10 protein-coding genes, 1 tRNA gene and 2 pseudogenes are annotated in these 13,256 nt (G+C 66.9%); 4 read left to right on the top strand and 9 right to left on the bottom strand.

Annotation, left to right across the window (positions count from 1 at the left end; all coding sequences use genetic code 11):
- Window positions 1-480: 480 nt before the first annotated feature.
- Window positions 481-2,148, bottom strand: a complete 1,668-nt coding sequence (locus tag A5699_RS07515) for a hypothetical protein (RefSeq protein WP_067767713.1) — start codon at window positions 2,146-2,148, stop codon at window positions 481-483.
- A 180-nt stretch (window positions 2,149-2,328) separates the two neighbouring features.
- Here A5699_RS07515 and A5699_RS07510 point away from each other — a divergent pair, with 180 nt between their 5' ends.
- Window positions 2,329-4,170, top strand: coding sequence for a hypothetical protein (locus tag A5699_RS07510; protein WP_067767710.1), 1,842 nt, complete (start codon window positions 2,329-2,331; stop codon window positions 4,168-4,170).
- A complete protein-coding gene (locus A5699_RS07505; RefSeq protein WP_067767708.1) occupies window positions 4,170-4,394 on the top strand; it encodes a hypothetical protein in 225 nt (74 codons plus the stop codon). The genes A5699_RS07510 and A5699_RS07505 overlap by 1 nt, the downstream gene beginning before the upstream one ends.
- Window positions 4,395-4,402: 8 nt before the next feature.
- On the opposite strand, the gene A5699_RS07500 is transcribed toward A5699_RS07505, so the two are convergent.
- On the bottom strand, window positions 4,403-5,611 hold the full coding sequence (locus A5699_RS07500) for an RtcB family protein (RefSeq protein WP_067767705.1): 1,209 nt from the start codon (window positions 5,609-5,611) through the stop codon (window positions 4,403-4,405).
- A 181-nt stretch (window positions 5,612-5,792) separates the two neighbouring features.
- Between A5699_RS07500 and A5699_RS07495 the strand changes: the two genes are divergently transcribed.
- Complete coding sequence (locus tag A5699_RS07495; protein ID WP_082957618.1) at window positions 5,793-7,088, top strand: NAD(P)-binding domain-containing protein; 1,296 nt, start codon at window positions 5,793-5,795, stop codon at window positions 7,086-7,088.
- 9 nt (window positions 7,089-7,097) lie between these two features.
- Here the strand turns inward: A5699_RS07495 and A5699_RS07490 are convergent.
- From A5699_RS07490 to A5699_RS07480, 3 genes and pseudogenes are all read right to left on the bottom strand, one after another.
- Window positions 7,098-8,352, bottom strand: a pseudogene (locus A5699_RS07490) (type II toxin-antitoxin system HipA family toxin).
- A complete protein-coding gene (locus tag A5699_RS07485; protein ID WP_067767702.1) occupies window positions 8,349-8,558 on the bottom strand; it encodes a helix-turn-helix domain-containing protein in 210 nt (69 codons plus the stop codon). Before A5699_RS07485 ends, A5699_RS07490 begins: the two are co-directional and overlap by 4 nt.
- A 229-nt stretch (window positions 8,559-8,787) precedes the next feature.
- A tRNA-Tyr gene (locus tag A5699_RS07480) sits at window positions 8,788-8,873 on the bottom strand.
- 107 nt (window positions 8,874-8,980) lie between these two features.
- Between A5699_RS07480 and A5699_RS07475 the strand changes: the two genes are divergently transcribed.
- Complete coding sequence (locus A5699_RS07475) at window positions 8,981-9,472, top strand: YajQ family cyclic di-GMP-binding protein (RefSeq protein WP_067767699.1); 492 nt, start codon at window positions 8,981-8,983, stop codon at window positions 9,470-9,472.
- Window positions 9,473-9,522: 50 nt separating this feature from the next.
- Here A5699_RS07475 and A5699_RS07470 read toward each other — a convergent pair whose 3' ends face one another.
- From A5699_RS07470 to A5699_RS07455, 4 genes and pseudogenes are all read right to left on the bottom strand, one after another.
- Window positions 9,523-10,692, bottom strand: coding sequence for an MFS transporter (locus A5699_RS07470; RefSeq protein WP_067767696.1), 1,170 nt, complete (start codon window positions 10,690-10,692; stop codon window positions 9,523-9,525).
- Window positions 10,689-12,026, bottom strand: a complete 1,338-nt coding sequence (locus A5699_RS07465) for an LLM class flavin-dependent oxidoreductase (RefSeq protein ID WP_067767693.1) — start codon at window positions 12,024-12,026, stop codon at window positions 10,689-10,691. Before A5699_RS07465 ends, A5699_RS07470 begins: the two co-directional genes overlap by 4 nt.
- Before the next feature lie 11 nt (window positions 12,027-12,037).
- Window positions 12,038-12,895 (bottom strand): ABC transporter permease, encoded by an 858-nt coding sequence (locus tag A5699_RS07460; protein ID WP_067767690.1) that lies wholly within the window; start codon window positions 12,893-12,895, stop codon window positions 12,038-12,040.
- Window positions 12,888-13,256 (bottom strand): annotated as a pseudogene (locus A5699_RS07455) (ABC transporter ATP-binding protein); the annotation flags it as partial. The gene A5699_RS07460 and the pseudogene A5699_RS07455, both read right to left, overlap by 8 nt.

Raw genomic sequence — 13,256 nt, 5'->3', positions numbered from 1 at the left:
GACCTGCGCCGTCTCGCGCGTCTGGAACGGGGACCGAGCTGCCCGCCTAGGAGCGACTTTTCAGCGACAATCGCCACATGGGCACCATGGACACCGGTGGTCACTTGGACGTTGACTACTTGCGTCACTTGAGAGCTCAAATGCCTCATTCGTCACGAAATTTGGGTTGTCCACCTATCAGCGACGGAGTCGCTCGCAGCTGGACAACGGACAGATGATGCTGGTGGGGCCAATGGTATCCGAGTGTCAAAAATGTCGAGCGACACTGCGTTCAGTGAGGCCGATGTTGCCAACGTGGCGATTGTCGCTCGATTGTCGCTACTAGGCGGGCAGCTCGGTCCCCCGCCGGGAAATTGCCAACGATTGACCGGAATGCCGTCGACCCCGGGCACGTAGCCAATTGCGTTTTCTCGATTCGAAGCCGTGACGGGAAATGAATCTTCTTGCCGAGAAAAAGACCGGACGAAGAATTCTTTTTGGTCAAAGCCCGTCGTGACGGTCACTCCCTGGAGTCGGCGGCCGCTGCGGGCGGCGTTGAATCCGCAACGTCGTCGTCGGCACGTGAAGTTCGGTGGTCGGTGGCGCGGCCAGCACTGTCGTCCGGTCCTCCTTCAGCCGAACGATTTTCGGCACCGCGGCCGCGCGGGGTTGCCGCACGATGGTCGGCGGGGCGGAGGGTTCAACGGCGTGCTGCGGCGGCGTGGGCGCGGTTACCGGCTTGGCCGAACGGCTTTCGCGGCGCGCCAGATAGCCGACCAACGGCCCGGTGAACACCATGACCGCAAGCACGAGCAGGCTCAGCACACAGACCGCGACGTCGAAGGTGCTGGTGATCTGCTGGGCCAGGTTGTTGCCGTAGACGGCCGCCGGCGCCGGCCCGGCATACCGCGGCGCCAGCGCGACACCGATCGCAATGTTGGCGACGGTGAAGACGAACAACACCGCACTGAACGCGGCGGCCACCGTCGTCGAGGTCACCCCATTGCCGAGTTGCCGATGCAGCCACCGCGCCACCAACCCGGTGACGAGGTTGAACACCGTCATCGCCACGGTGTCATAGAGCGCGCGGGGAAGGTCGAGCGACAGCGCGATCAGGAAGTCGACGACCCGTAGGGTCGCCGCGGCGAACGCCCAGAAAGCGATGAGCGTCAAGCATTTCTGCGCGGCGCCGCGGTAGGCGCCGATAGTGGGCGGCTTGATCAGGAACACCGCGTACAACGTCGTCGGCGCCACGATGGCAGCCGCCGCGGCCCAGGCTAGATAGCCCTCGTAACCCACCGCCGCGGTCGAGGTGTTCTGGGCGATGCCGTGGAACGCGTCGATGTCGCGCCCGATGCCGAGCAGCCACACCAGTGTCGACGCGATCGCGCCGGAGACGCCGATGGCCGTCGTCGCCAACCGCGCCGCCCCCGTGCGTTCGGTCAGCCAACGCGACGCGATGACCAGGGCGATCATCGCTTCTGCCCCGTAGAGCAGGGTCGTCACGATGACCGCGATGTCGTGGCCCCCGAAGTCGCCCTGGGTGACGAACAGGTACCGCAGTCGCCAGTAGAAGTTGAAGGCGACAGACAGCGTCGCCAGCGCGATCGACAGAAAGCCGATCATCCGTGCGGCCGTGTACCAGTGCCGGAACCTGTTGTCCTCGACGGTGATCGACGTGATGGGCGGCTGTCCCGCCAGCAGTGCGCCCGCAACGCCGAGCAAGATGCCCGGCCCGATTCCGGGTGGTACGGCCCCGGTGCCGCCCTGACGCACCGTCTGCACGACGTGGTAACCGACGAACACCACGACCACGACGAGGTAGGTCACGCTGAGCAGCAGGCGAATCCGGCTGGTGCGCCGGACATCGGATTGCGGTGTCCCCAGCCGGAACGGCCCGAGGTGCGGGGTCAGGGCGGCCACGATGGACAGCAACGTGACGACGGCCAGCAAGCCGAAGGTCGACCCGGTGCTGCCGGGCACACCGAGCCCGAATTCCAGGTTCCACGGCAGCAGCAGCGCCACGATGAGCAGCGCCACCGCCAGGCCGTCGCGCACCCGGTTGGCCCGGGTGGGCACGTAGCCGACCCGCGGGGAACGCGCCACGACCGGCGCGGCCGTCGTCTCCACCGCGACGGTGGCGGGCGCGTCGTAACGCTCGTCGCTCACTTACCGATTCCTCTCTATGAGTGACACCGCAAGGCTCCAACCAGCGTGCTCACTTTTGCTCCGACGCACAAGCAGCGCTGGCAGCCGAGGCAGTTCAGTCACGAAGGCCCGCCACGACTGTGCGGTAGCTTTGAAGTCCGTCGGGGCTCGTAGGTCAACCATGAAGCGAGGAGTGGAACCGTGGACGTAGTCCTCGGGGTGGCGGTCACCGGGCGTGTGGCGCGCTTGGCGATGATCGGCTCGCCCGCGAGCGGCGGCCAGGTTCTCGATCAGTACGCCCTCGACCTGCCCGACGACCTGATTGCCGAGATGTCGGAGCTGGCCGAGACCATCGTCGGCACCTACCGCGCAGTGGCCGAGTCGGGCAACCAGGTTGCCGCGACGCGACTGTGCGTGCCCGACCCGTCGGCAGCCGACACCTTGCGTCAGACCGTGCTCGACGCCGGCGTGCCGAACGTCGAGGTGGTGACCGAAGCCGAAGCGGCCGCGGCCCTGGCCCGCAGTGTCGGAGCGGACGCCGCCCTGCTGCTGGCCGACGACGACACCGTGTCGCTGACGACGGTCGGCCAGGAATCCGACACACCTGCACCGACTTCGACGTTGGCCACTGCGCCGATCGGCACCGCCGGGGTGGCGGCCGCCTGCGCGGCGGTGTTGCAGCGCGTATCCGCCGATGAAGCCCCGGGACGGGTGGTTCTGGTCGGCCAGCGGCTGGATCTGGATTCGGTTGCCGCAGAGCTTCGTTCGACGGCGCCGGTCGAGGTGTTACCGGATGCGGGCTATGCGATCGCCCGTGGTGCGGCACAGCTGGTCGGCGACATCGCGCCGGCCGGTGCGGCCACACAGATGGCCCCCGCACTCGATGCCACGCAGATGGCTCCGTCGGTGGACGCCACGCAGATGGCTCCGTCGGTGGACGCTACGCAGATGGCCCCGGCCGCCGAGGCCACGCAGATGGCACCCGCCCCGGCTGTCGACTCTGCCGCAGTGGGGCCGGATCTGGCCTACTCACAAGAAACCGACGCCGAGCCGTGGGCCGACGAGATGCCGATGGACGCGGTCGGCGAGTTCGTGCCCGAACAAGAGCAGGACCCCGACTACACGACAGTCATCGCGCCACCGCCGCCGCGGATGCTGCTGATGGGCAGCGCCTTGGCGTTCGTCGTGGTCAGCTTCGCCACCTTGGCCGTCACCGTCGCGATCAACGTCCGACCGGCGGCCGACGTGCGGGCACAACCGGCACCCGTCGAACAGTCCGACACCGTGCCCGGACGCTACCTGCCGCCGGTTCCGCACGAACCCGATCCGGTGGCCCTGCCCGTCTCGGTGCTGACTCCGCCGCCCGCGGCTCCGGCTGCGCCCAGGGTGCGCTCGGACATCGGCAATCAACCGGCCAACCAGGCTCCTGCGGTGGCACCACCGGCCGCACCGCCCGCCGTGCCGGCTCCCCCACCTGTCCAGGTTTCGCCGGGGCCGGTTCCGGTCCCGATACCTGTGCCCCTACCGGTGCCGGTGCCGCTTCCGCCCGTCGTGTGGCCAACGCTGCCGTCGCCCTGGGTGCCGACAACGCCGCCGACGACGCCGCCGACCACCACGGCGCCTCCCACGACTACCACCGCGCCTCCAACTACTACGGCGCCGCCAACTACTACGGCGCCGCCGACGACCACCGCACCACCTACGACGACCGCACCGCCGACCACCACGGCACCACCCACAACGACGGCACCGCCGACCACGTCAGTGCCGCCGGTGCGGACCTCGGAACCGCCCGTCGAGACCCCGACGCATACGGTGCCGACGTACACGGCCCCGGTCGAACAACCGGAGGTCCCGGCGACGCAGGCCCCAGCTGAGACGCTGTATCCGCAGTATCCGTCGGGCGGTTCGTCGGGTGAGTCGTCGAGCGGCGGGTCATCCAGCGGCGGCCTGTTCGGCGGCGGCTCCGAGCGCGGCAGCAGTGGCAGTGGCAGCAGCGGCTCTGGCAGCTCGCCGATAACGACGATGCCCGGGAGCCCGTAATGGCAAAGAAACGCTGGAAAGACCTGTCCCCCAAGGCCAAGACGATGGTCGTGGTCGTGACCGCCGTCGACGCGGGATTGCGCGCCTGGGCACTCCGCGACCTCTCAAGCCGTGACGCCGGCCAGATCAACGGTCCGAAGTGGTTGTGGGGCAGCGCACTCAGCGTGCTGGGCACCTCAGGCGTGGTGCCTGTCGCCTATCTGATCGCCGGGCGCAAACCCTGACCTACCCGTCACGTGCCCTTCACGTTGAGCACCTGACGTAGCTCGTGCACGATCTCCACCAATCCGTCGGCGTCGGCCATCACCACGTCGATGTCCTTGTACGCGTCAGGGATCTCGTCGACCCATTGCTCACCGTGCCGATACTCGATGCCCTGCATCCGCTGCGCGAGGTCGTCGGCGGTGAACCGGCGGCGAGCCTCGTTACGCGAGAACCGACGCCCGGCACCATGCGGCGCCGAGCACAGGCCGGCCGGGTTGCCCTTGCCGCGCACCACATATGAGCGCGTCCCCATGCTGCCGGGGATCAGGCCCATCACCCCGGCATGAGCGTCGATCGCGCCCTTACGGGTCAGCCACACCTCACGCCCGCCATGCTGTTCCTTGCGGGTGTAGTTGTGGTGAGTGTTGATCCGCTCGACCTCGAAATCCCCCGCGGTCTGCGGTTGGTCCAACTCCCCGTAGCCCATCCAGGCCGCGAACACCCACATGTAACGGTCCATCATCTCGGCCCGGTTCTCCAGTGCAAACCGCTGGGCCCAGTTGAGTTCTCGTAAGTAGTCGCCGAATTCCGGTGTGCCTTGGGGCAAGTAGGCGAGGTCCGGGTTCGGCAGCTCGATCCACCACCGCTTCATCAACTTCTGTGCGATCTTGATGTGCTTCTGAGCGATCTTGTTGCCCACACCGCGGGAGCCGGAGTGCAGGAACAGCCACACCCGGTCGTCCTGGTCCAGGCACAGTTCGATGAAGTGGTTGCCGCCGCCAAGCGAACCGAGTTGCTCACGCCACTTCGGCGAGTGAGAAAGGTCGACACCGCCGTCTTGAGCCAGGTGCTCAAGGTCGGCGATGCGGCCCCGGGTAAACGGGAAGCGGGACAGCGACGCGTTGTAGTTGCCCGGCGACAGCGGAATCGTCGACTCGATCGCGGTACGCAAGGCAGCCAGGTCACGCCCCTCGATGTCGGCCGCGCTGAACTCCGTGCGGGCAGCGATCATGCCGCAGCCGATGTCGACGCCGACCGCGGCCGGGATCACGGCGTCAAGGGTCGGGATGACGGTGCCGACGGCGGACCCCTTACCGCTGTGCGCGTCGGGCATCAGCGCGACATGCGGATGCACGAACGGCATCGAGGCCGTCTGCCTCGCCTGTTCGATGGTGTTGTCGTCGATGTGGCTGGCGAAGCTCACCAACTTGGACTCGACGACGCGCTGCGTGGTCATGACATCGATTCTCCCGATGCTGTCGAGCGGGTTTTGGCGCCGACCGGGTGCCCCCGGATGCGGCTTGCCGCACAGTCTGCCGTGCGATGTGCCCAGTATCACCAGGTCAGCGCAGTACAGAAAGTGTGTAGACGATCTAAGCTTTTGGTAGCTGAAAATCGTTTACGTTACGGAGATTTCGATGACTGCCCAACTCGACGACTTGGAGCTGCGCCTCACCGAACTGGCGCCCGGAGCCAACAGCGGTATCGCGCCGCGTGCGGGCGTGGTCGGTCTGGGCATGATCGGCGGTGGCGTGGCGGTGAGCCTCGAGAGCCGCGGCCGCATCCCGGTCGTCCACGATGTGCGCCTCGAGGCGGCCGGAGAACTCGGACTGGCCTTGGCAGTGCACACCCCGGCGGAGGTGGCCGCGGTAAGTGACGTGGTGCTGATCGCCGTCGTCGACGCCGCCCAGGTGCGTGAGGTCCTGCACGGCGACGATGGCGTGCTGGCCGGTTCGCGACCGGGTGTGGTCGTGGTGCTGCTGTCCACCGTCTCGGTGCCCGAGGTGCAGGCATTGGCACAGGACTGCCGCGCCTACGGCGTGGAACTGCTGGACTGCGGCGTGACCCCCGGTGATCAGGCCGCGCACAACGGCATGGTGGCCATGGTCGGCGGTGACGACGACACCGTGGCGCGCGCCATGCCGGAGCTGGCGGACTTCGCCAAGAAGGTCGTGCACTGCGGGCCCCTCGGCGCCGGAATGTCGACCAAGATCGCCCGCAACGTTCTGACCTACGGCAGCTGGCGCGCCGCACACGAGGCCGCCGCGCTGGCCCGTTCGGCCGGTGTGGATCCGGCCACCCTGATCGAGGTCATCGACGAAGCCGACCCGGCCGGCGCCACGCCGCTGCTGTGGCTGCGCAACCAGGTCGCCGCCCCCGAGCTGGCCGCCGAGGCCGGCCCGCAGGTACTGCGCCTGATGGACAAAGACCTCAGTGCGGCACAGGAATTGGCCACCGGCAACGGCGTGGCGGTGCCGCTGGTCAACGCAGCGCGCACCCACGGCGAGGAGACCCTCGGAGTCGTCGCGGACGCACCACCGGCGGCCGACCGCACCACCCGCGGCCTGCAGACCATGGACGAGGTTTACGGCACGGGGCTCGCCGACGCCATGCCCGCCGAACGCAAGCCGGCCCTGGAAATGACCGTCGACCACTTGTTCGGCGAGGTCTGGAACCGTCCGGGGCTGTCGCTGCGAGACCGGCGTCTGGTGGTGCTCGGCGCCACCGCGATGCTGGGCCGCGCCGATCTGATCGAGGTCCAGGTACGCGGGTCGCTGATCAACGGTGAGCTCACCGAAAGCGAGCTCGACGAAATCGTGCTGCAGCTGCACTACTACGCCGGCTGGGGCAACGGCACCGCGGTGCAGGCCGGGGTGAACGCCGCGCTGGCCAGTTGGCGCGACGGGTTCGTCGCTCCCGCCGAGGAGCGTTGACTCGACGGCTCACTCGGACTCCGCACATCCCTTGGTGCCAACGGATTTCAGAGCGTCGATGCGCTGACGAAGCATTTGCTCCAGACACACGGTCTGTCGATCGTCGAACCCGATGTGATCGCATCGCGGCGGCCAACTCTGCGCGGCGTCGATGAGACCGTCGATCATGGCAGCTGTCGCGCGTTGCCGCAGACCGAGACGTTCGCCTGCTTCGACGAAGTTCGCGCGGGTCAGCTTGTTCGCCCAGCCGTAGAGACTCAACGCCATGGAGTCCTTCCACCCGGCATAGGGCTGCGTGCACAGCAGGCCATAGGCTGGCGTGGGCTGCCACACATCGTCAGGGTTGTAGATCGACAGGTTCTTACCGTGCAGGTCACCGTTTCCGATGAGCCAGGAAAAGACAACGGTTTTGAGCAGTTCTGCGACTGCCACGACTCTGGAGCCACCGCCACGTGCGCACGCGTCGGCAAGTGAGCCGATGGCAGTCTCGGTTTTGATGCGGTACTTCGAGGCGGGATACAGGCCGGCGATCTGGCATGCGTCTTCTTGGGCAAGGCGCGCTTGTCCGGCACGGTCGAAACGATTGACGAGTAAGGCGCTTCGACCATCGACATCTTTCAACACCGACGTTTTGGCAACTCTCAAACCGCACGCTGCAGCCATCGTCATGAAGAAATGCTCATTTTCCACCAGCAGCGGGAACTGTGCGGGATTGAGCTTCAGGATCGCCGGCCCCGATCGGGTTTGTGCGGGCGCGGAGAGCATGCCGGCGCTGACCTTGGGTTGAACTCCCGCCAATCCAACCGGGTCGGCCTCTACGGAACCGGTCAGCTTCGCAAACACCGCGCGAAAATCTGTGTCGCGCTCAGGCTCGAACAAAGGAGTTGGCTGAGCCGGGGCCGTCCCGGCTGGAACGACCCGCACGTCGCCGATCGTGTCGGCACCGATGGCAAGTAGCAATGTGAGGTGATCGTCGGCGGAGGTTTTCGTCGACGACGTCACCACCCCCAGTCTGACGCCCTCTGGAAGCAGGCCTGCGAAGAACGCCGGAACCGCGCCGCCCGTCGTCACCACGGGGTACTCACCTGACCGCAACAGCGACCATGAAACGGACCGATCACGAATACGCCCGTCGGTCTTCGTCGACGTACGCGAAAGCGACGCGATCACCGGACTCGCGGCGCAGATGGGCGACGATCTCGTCCTTCATGTAGACATCGGCTGCGTCGACTTCGCGAAGATCGAGTTGGTATGGAGCTGTCATTCCATGCCCACGTTGATATCGAGGCGCAGACCCAGAACGTCGGCAACTTCGATGACCGACCCGCGCTTGACCGACCCGGCGCCCCGCTCGAGCGACTGAATACTGGAGCGGGATACGCCGGCCAAGTCGGCGAGAGTTTGTTGGGTTAGCCGCAAGGCGATCCGCCGCTCAGCGAAGAGAGCTCCTATGCGTGCAATTTCAGGCATAGGACCCTCTTGAGGCGACCGCCTCCGTCGCGGACCCATCGCAACCCTTCTTATGCTTTAAATACCAGGCATATCCAGGATGCTGTAGCGAATAGCGCCTGGTCAGCCCCTTATGCTTCAAATATCAATCATCGAGCCGAGGGGTTCCCGCCGAGAGGGGCTATAACCCCCAGAACCCCCGGGGCCAGAAACCACACAGGCCCCCTCCGAGGAGGGGGCCTGACTTGGGTGGTGGCAGGTACAGGATTCGAACCTGTGTAGGCGTTAGCCGACGGATTTACAGTCCGCTCCCATTGGCCGCTCGGGCAACCTGCCGGGTTCGCGCCGCCCCGTCTCCGGTTTGGTGCGACTAGCAGGGTACAACGAGGATGTACCAAAGTTACAAACCGGCAGGACTCACCGAGGGAAGGGAGAGGCATCCAATGGCGGATTCCAGCTTCGACGTCGTCAGCAAGGTCGACCGTCAGGAGGTCGACAACGCGCTCAACCAGGCCGCCAAGGAGCTGTCCACCCGGTTCGACTTCCGCGGCACCGACACCAGCATCGCCTGGAAGGGCGAAGAGGTGATCGAACTCACCTCCAGCACCGAGGAGCGCGTCAAGGCCGCGGTCGACGTGTTCAAGGAAAAATTGGTCCGGCGCGACATCTCGATGAAGGCCTTCGACGCGGGTGAGCCGCAGGCCAGTGGCAAGACCTACAAGGTGACCGGCGATATCAAGCAGGGCATCAGCAGCGAGCAGGCCAAGAAGATCACCAAGATCATCCGCGACGAGGGCCCCAAGGGCGTCAAGGCTCAGATCCAGGGCGACGAGATCCGGGTCAGCTCGAAGAAGCGTGACGACCTGCAGGCCGTCATCTCGTTACTCAAGGGCTCGGACCTGGACGTGGCGTTGCAGTTCGTCAACTACCGCTAGGCCGAGCGTGAAGAAGATCGCGAGATTCTCGAGACATCTCGCGATCTTCTTCACGTTGGGCGCCAGGCCGGGATGAAGCGATGCATGGTGGCTGCCCCGGCGCAGGCCACCGCTCCGAGAGCGGCCGCCGCGACCCCCAGCGGCGCCACCACCGCCACTCCGCCGACCGCGAGCGGGCCGAGAAACATCCCGCTGTCGTGCATGAGCCGCCAGGCCGCCAGAAACTCGGCCCGGGTCGCGGTGGGCGCGACGTCGGCGCCCAGCGTCATGATCACGCCGTTGCCGAGTCCGTTGCCCACGCCCATCAACACCGCCACGGCCGTCATGCCGATCACCCCGGCGGCGAACGGCAACGCGAACAGCGACACCCCGATCACGAGCAGGGACGGCACGGCCATCGCCCGGCGCCCGTAGCGGTCCATCACCATCCCGGCCGGATACGAACACAACAGGTCGGCCAACGCTCCGATGCCGAACACCACCGAGGCGGTCGCCGCACTCAGCCCCAGGTGATCGGCCCACAACGGCAGCACCGCATCTCGGGACGAGCGCGCCGCCCCCATCATCAGCGCACCCAGGCCCAGAGTGCCCAACACCGCGCGGTGGGTGCGCACGATCTCGGCGAGCCGCGCTCCGCCGGGCACCGCTCCCTCGGCCCGCGGTGGATCGGCCAGCCGGGCCATCAGATACCCCGACACCACGATGCCGACCAGCTGCACGAGGAAGCCGCCGTGGGTGCCGACAGCCAGGATCATCGCCGCGCCGATGAGCGGCCCGACGAAATAGCCCAGCCGCCACGTCATCGCGAACATCGCCATCGCGCGGGCGCGTCTGGCCACGCCCACCGCCTCAGCCAGATAGCTCTGCCGCGCCAAACCCCAGACCGCACTGGAGAACCCGGTCAGCAACACGCCAATGCCGAGAACCAGTGGATTCCAGGCGATCAGGCACAACAGCACCCCCGCGGTACCCAGCGAGGACCCGACGATGATGGACCGGCGCTCACCGAACCGGGCCACCATGCGGCCGGCCGGCAGATCACCGAGCACCGCGCCGAGCCCGACGAGCGCGACGATGAAACCAGACGCGCCCACCGAGGCGCCCAGATCGCGGGCGATCAGCGCGATGACGGGTGCGCCGGCACCCTGCCCGATCCCGAAGATCGCGGACGGCAGGAAGACCGTGGTGACGAGCGAGCGGAGCGGGACGCCCTCGCTCACGCGCTGGTTTCGGCCGCCGTCGCCGTGTAGCGGCTGGGGCGGTGTGCCAGCCCGTAATGCCCGCGCAGCGTCGTCGCGGTGTACTCGGTGCGGAACAGCCCGCGGCGCTGCAGGATCGGCACCACCTGCTCGACGAAATCTTCCAGACCCCCGGGCAGATATGGCGGCATGATGTTGAAGCCGTCGGCAGCGCCCTCGGTGAACCACAGCTCGAGGTCATCGGCCACCTGCTCGGCGGTGCCGGCGAACGTCCGGTGCCCACGCCCGCCACCTAGCTTGGCGATCAACTGCCGCACGGTCAGCGACTCCCCCGCGGCCAGATCCTTGACCAGTTGGTAGCGGCTCTTGTTGCCCTGGATCTGCTCGATCGGCGGCAGCGTAGGCAGCGGGGCGTCGAGGGCGTGCGCGGTGAGATCCACCCCCAGCATCTGTGACAGCTGACGCAACGAGTACTCGGGTGAGATCAGATCGGTGAACTGCTGCTCCAACTCGAGCGCAGCTTCCTCGGTGGGTCCGATGAACGGCACGACACCGGGCAGGATCTTGACCTCGTCGGCGCCGCGGCCGAACTTCACCGCCCGCGCCTTCACGTCACGGTAGAACGCCTTGCCGTCGGCCACCGAGCGCTGGGCGGTGAAGATCGCCTCGGCGTAGCGCGCGGCGAAATCCTTACCGGACTCCGAGGACCCGGCCTGCACCAGCAGCGGACGGCCCTGCACCGAACGCGGCGAGTTCAGCGGCCCCCGGACCGTGAAATGCTCGCCGTCGTGGTCGATCCGGTGCACCCGCTCCGGGTTGGCGAAGATGCCGGTGGATTCGTCGAGGACGAGCGCGTCGTCCTCCCAGCTGTCCCACAATGCCGTTGCCACGTCGACGAATTCGGCGGCCCGGCGATAACGCCCGGCGTGGTCTGGAATGCCTTCCACACCGAAGTTGGCGGCCTCGTCCTCCCCGGCCGAGGTGACGATGTTCCACCCGGCCCGCCCGCCACTGATGTGATCGAGCGACGCGAAACTACGGGCCAGAGTGTAGGGCTCGATGTAGCCGGTGGTCGCGGTGGCGATCAGGCCGACGTGCTCGGTGACCGTGGCCATCGCGGTCAACAGGGTGATCGGTTCGAAGATCGCCTGCGTGTTGTGCTTCACCCGGGGTCCGACCGCGAGCCCGTCGGCGAAGAACACCGAGTCGAGCTTGCCGTGCTCGGCAAGCTGGGCCAGTCGCTGGAAGTGCGTGACGTCGGTCAGGTTTCGCACATCGGTGCGTGGGTGCCGCCACGCCGCCTCGTGGTGGCCGACACCCATGAGAAAGGCGTTGAGATGAAGTTGTCGAGTCATGTGACCGTCCTCTAGGTAGTGGCCCGCCAACCGGACAGGCGTCCCTCGATCGCCACCAGGATGGCGTTGAAGGTGACACCCACCAAGGCGATGGTGACGATGCCGGCGTACATGTTCGGGATCTGGAAGTTGAACTGCGCAGCGGTGATCAGATAGCCGAGCCCGGCTTTGGCCCCGACCATCTCGGCGGCGATCAGCACCAGGATCGAAGAGGCGGCGGCCATGCGCAGACCGGTGAAGATCGTCGGGACCGCCGCGGGCAGGATCACCTTCTGGAACAGCCGCAGTGGTGAAAGACCGAGCGACCGCGCCGATTTGATCAGCAGCGGGTCCACGGTGCGCACGCCGGAGATGGTGTTGAGCAAGATCGGGAAGGACGCCGCGTAGATCACCAGCGCCACCTTGGAGGTCTCCCCGATACCCAGGATCAGGATGAACACCGGCAGCAGCGCCAGCGCGGCGGTGTTGCGGAACAGTTCCAGGATCGGGTTGAGAAACTCCGCGACCGGCCGGTACCAGGCAATCGCCACGCCCAACGGGATACTGACCGCGATCGCCACACCCAACCCCAGCAGCGCGCGCGACAGGCTGGCCGAAACATGCTCGGCCAGTTGACCGTTGCCCGCCAGGGTGAACCAGGCACTGACAACCTCCGACAGCGGTGGCAGAAACACCTTGTCCACCAGTCCGATCCGCGGGGCGGCCTCCCACAACGCCAGGAACGCGGCAACCACCACGACGGGACGCAGCACACGCCATGTGAGCGCCTGCAGGCGCCGGCCCCGGTGGTGGGGTTCGGGTAACTCCGGCGTCTCGGCCGGCGCCTCTGCCAGAGTGTCGACGGGTGCCTCGGCGATGGCGTTAGACATGCTGAACCTCCTCGGACTGGGCGCGTTGGACCTCGTCGTGCAGCAGCGACCAGATGTGGTGGCGCTGCGCCCGGAATCCCGCGCTGGACCGGATGTCGTCGGCGCTTCGGTCGATGTCGACGTCGACGATCTTCTTGATCCGCCCCGGTCGCGACGTCAGCACCGCCACCCGCTGGCCGAGATACAACGCCTCGTCGATGCCGTGGGTGATGAACAGGATGGTCTTGCCGGTGGCCTGCCAGATACGCAGCAGCTCGTCCTGCAGGGATTCACGGGTCTGGGCGTCCAGCGCGGCGAACGGCTCGTCCATCAGCAGCACCTCGGGGTCGAAGGCCAGACTGCGCGCGATCGCGACGCGCTG

This window comes from Mycobacterium sp. E802, from assembly GCF_001666875.1.
Taxonomy (GTDB): domain Bacteria; phylum Actinomycetota; class Actinomycetes; order Mycobacteriales; family Mycobacteriaceae; genus Mycobacterium.
The sequence above is the reverse complement of the archived record's forward strand: the minus strand, read 5'-3'. Positions and strand labels throughout refer to the sequence as shown.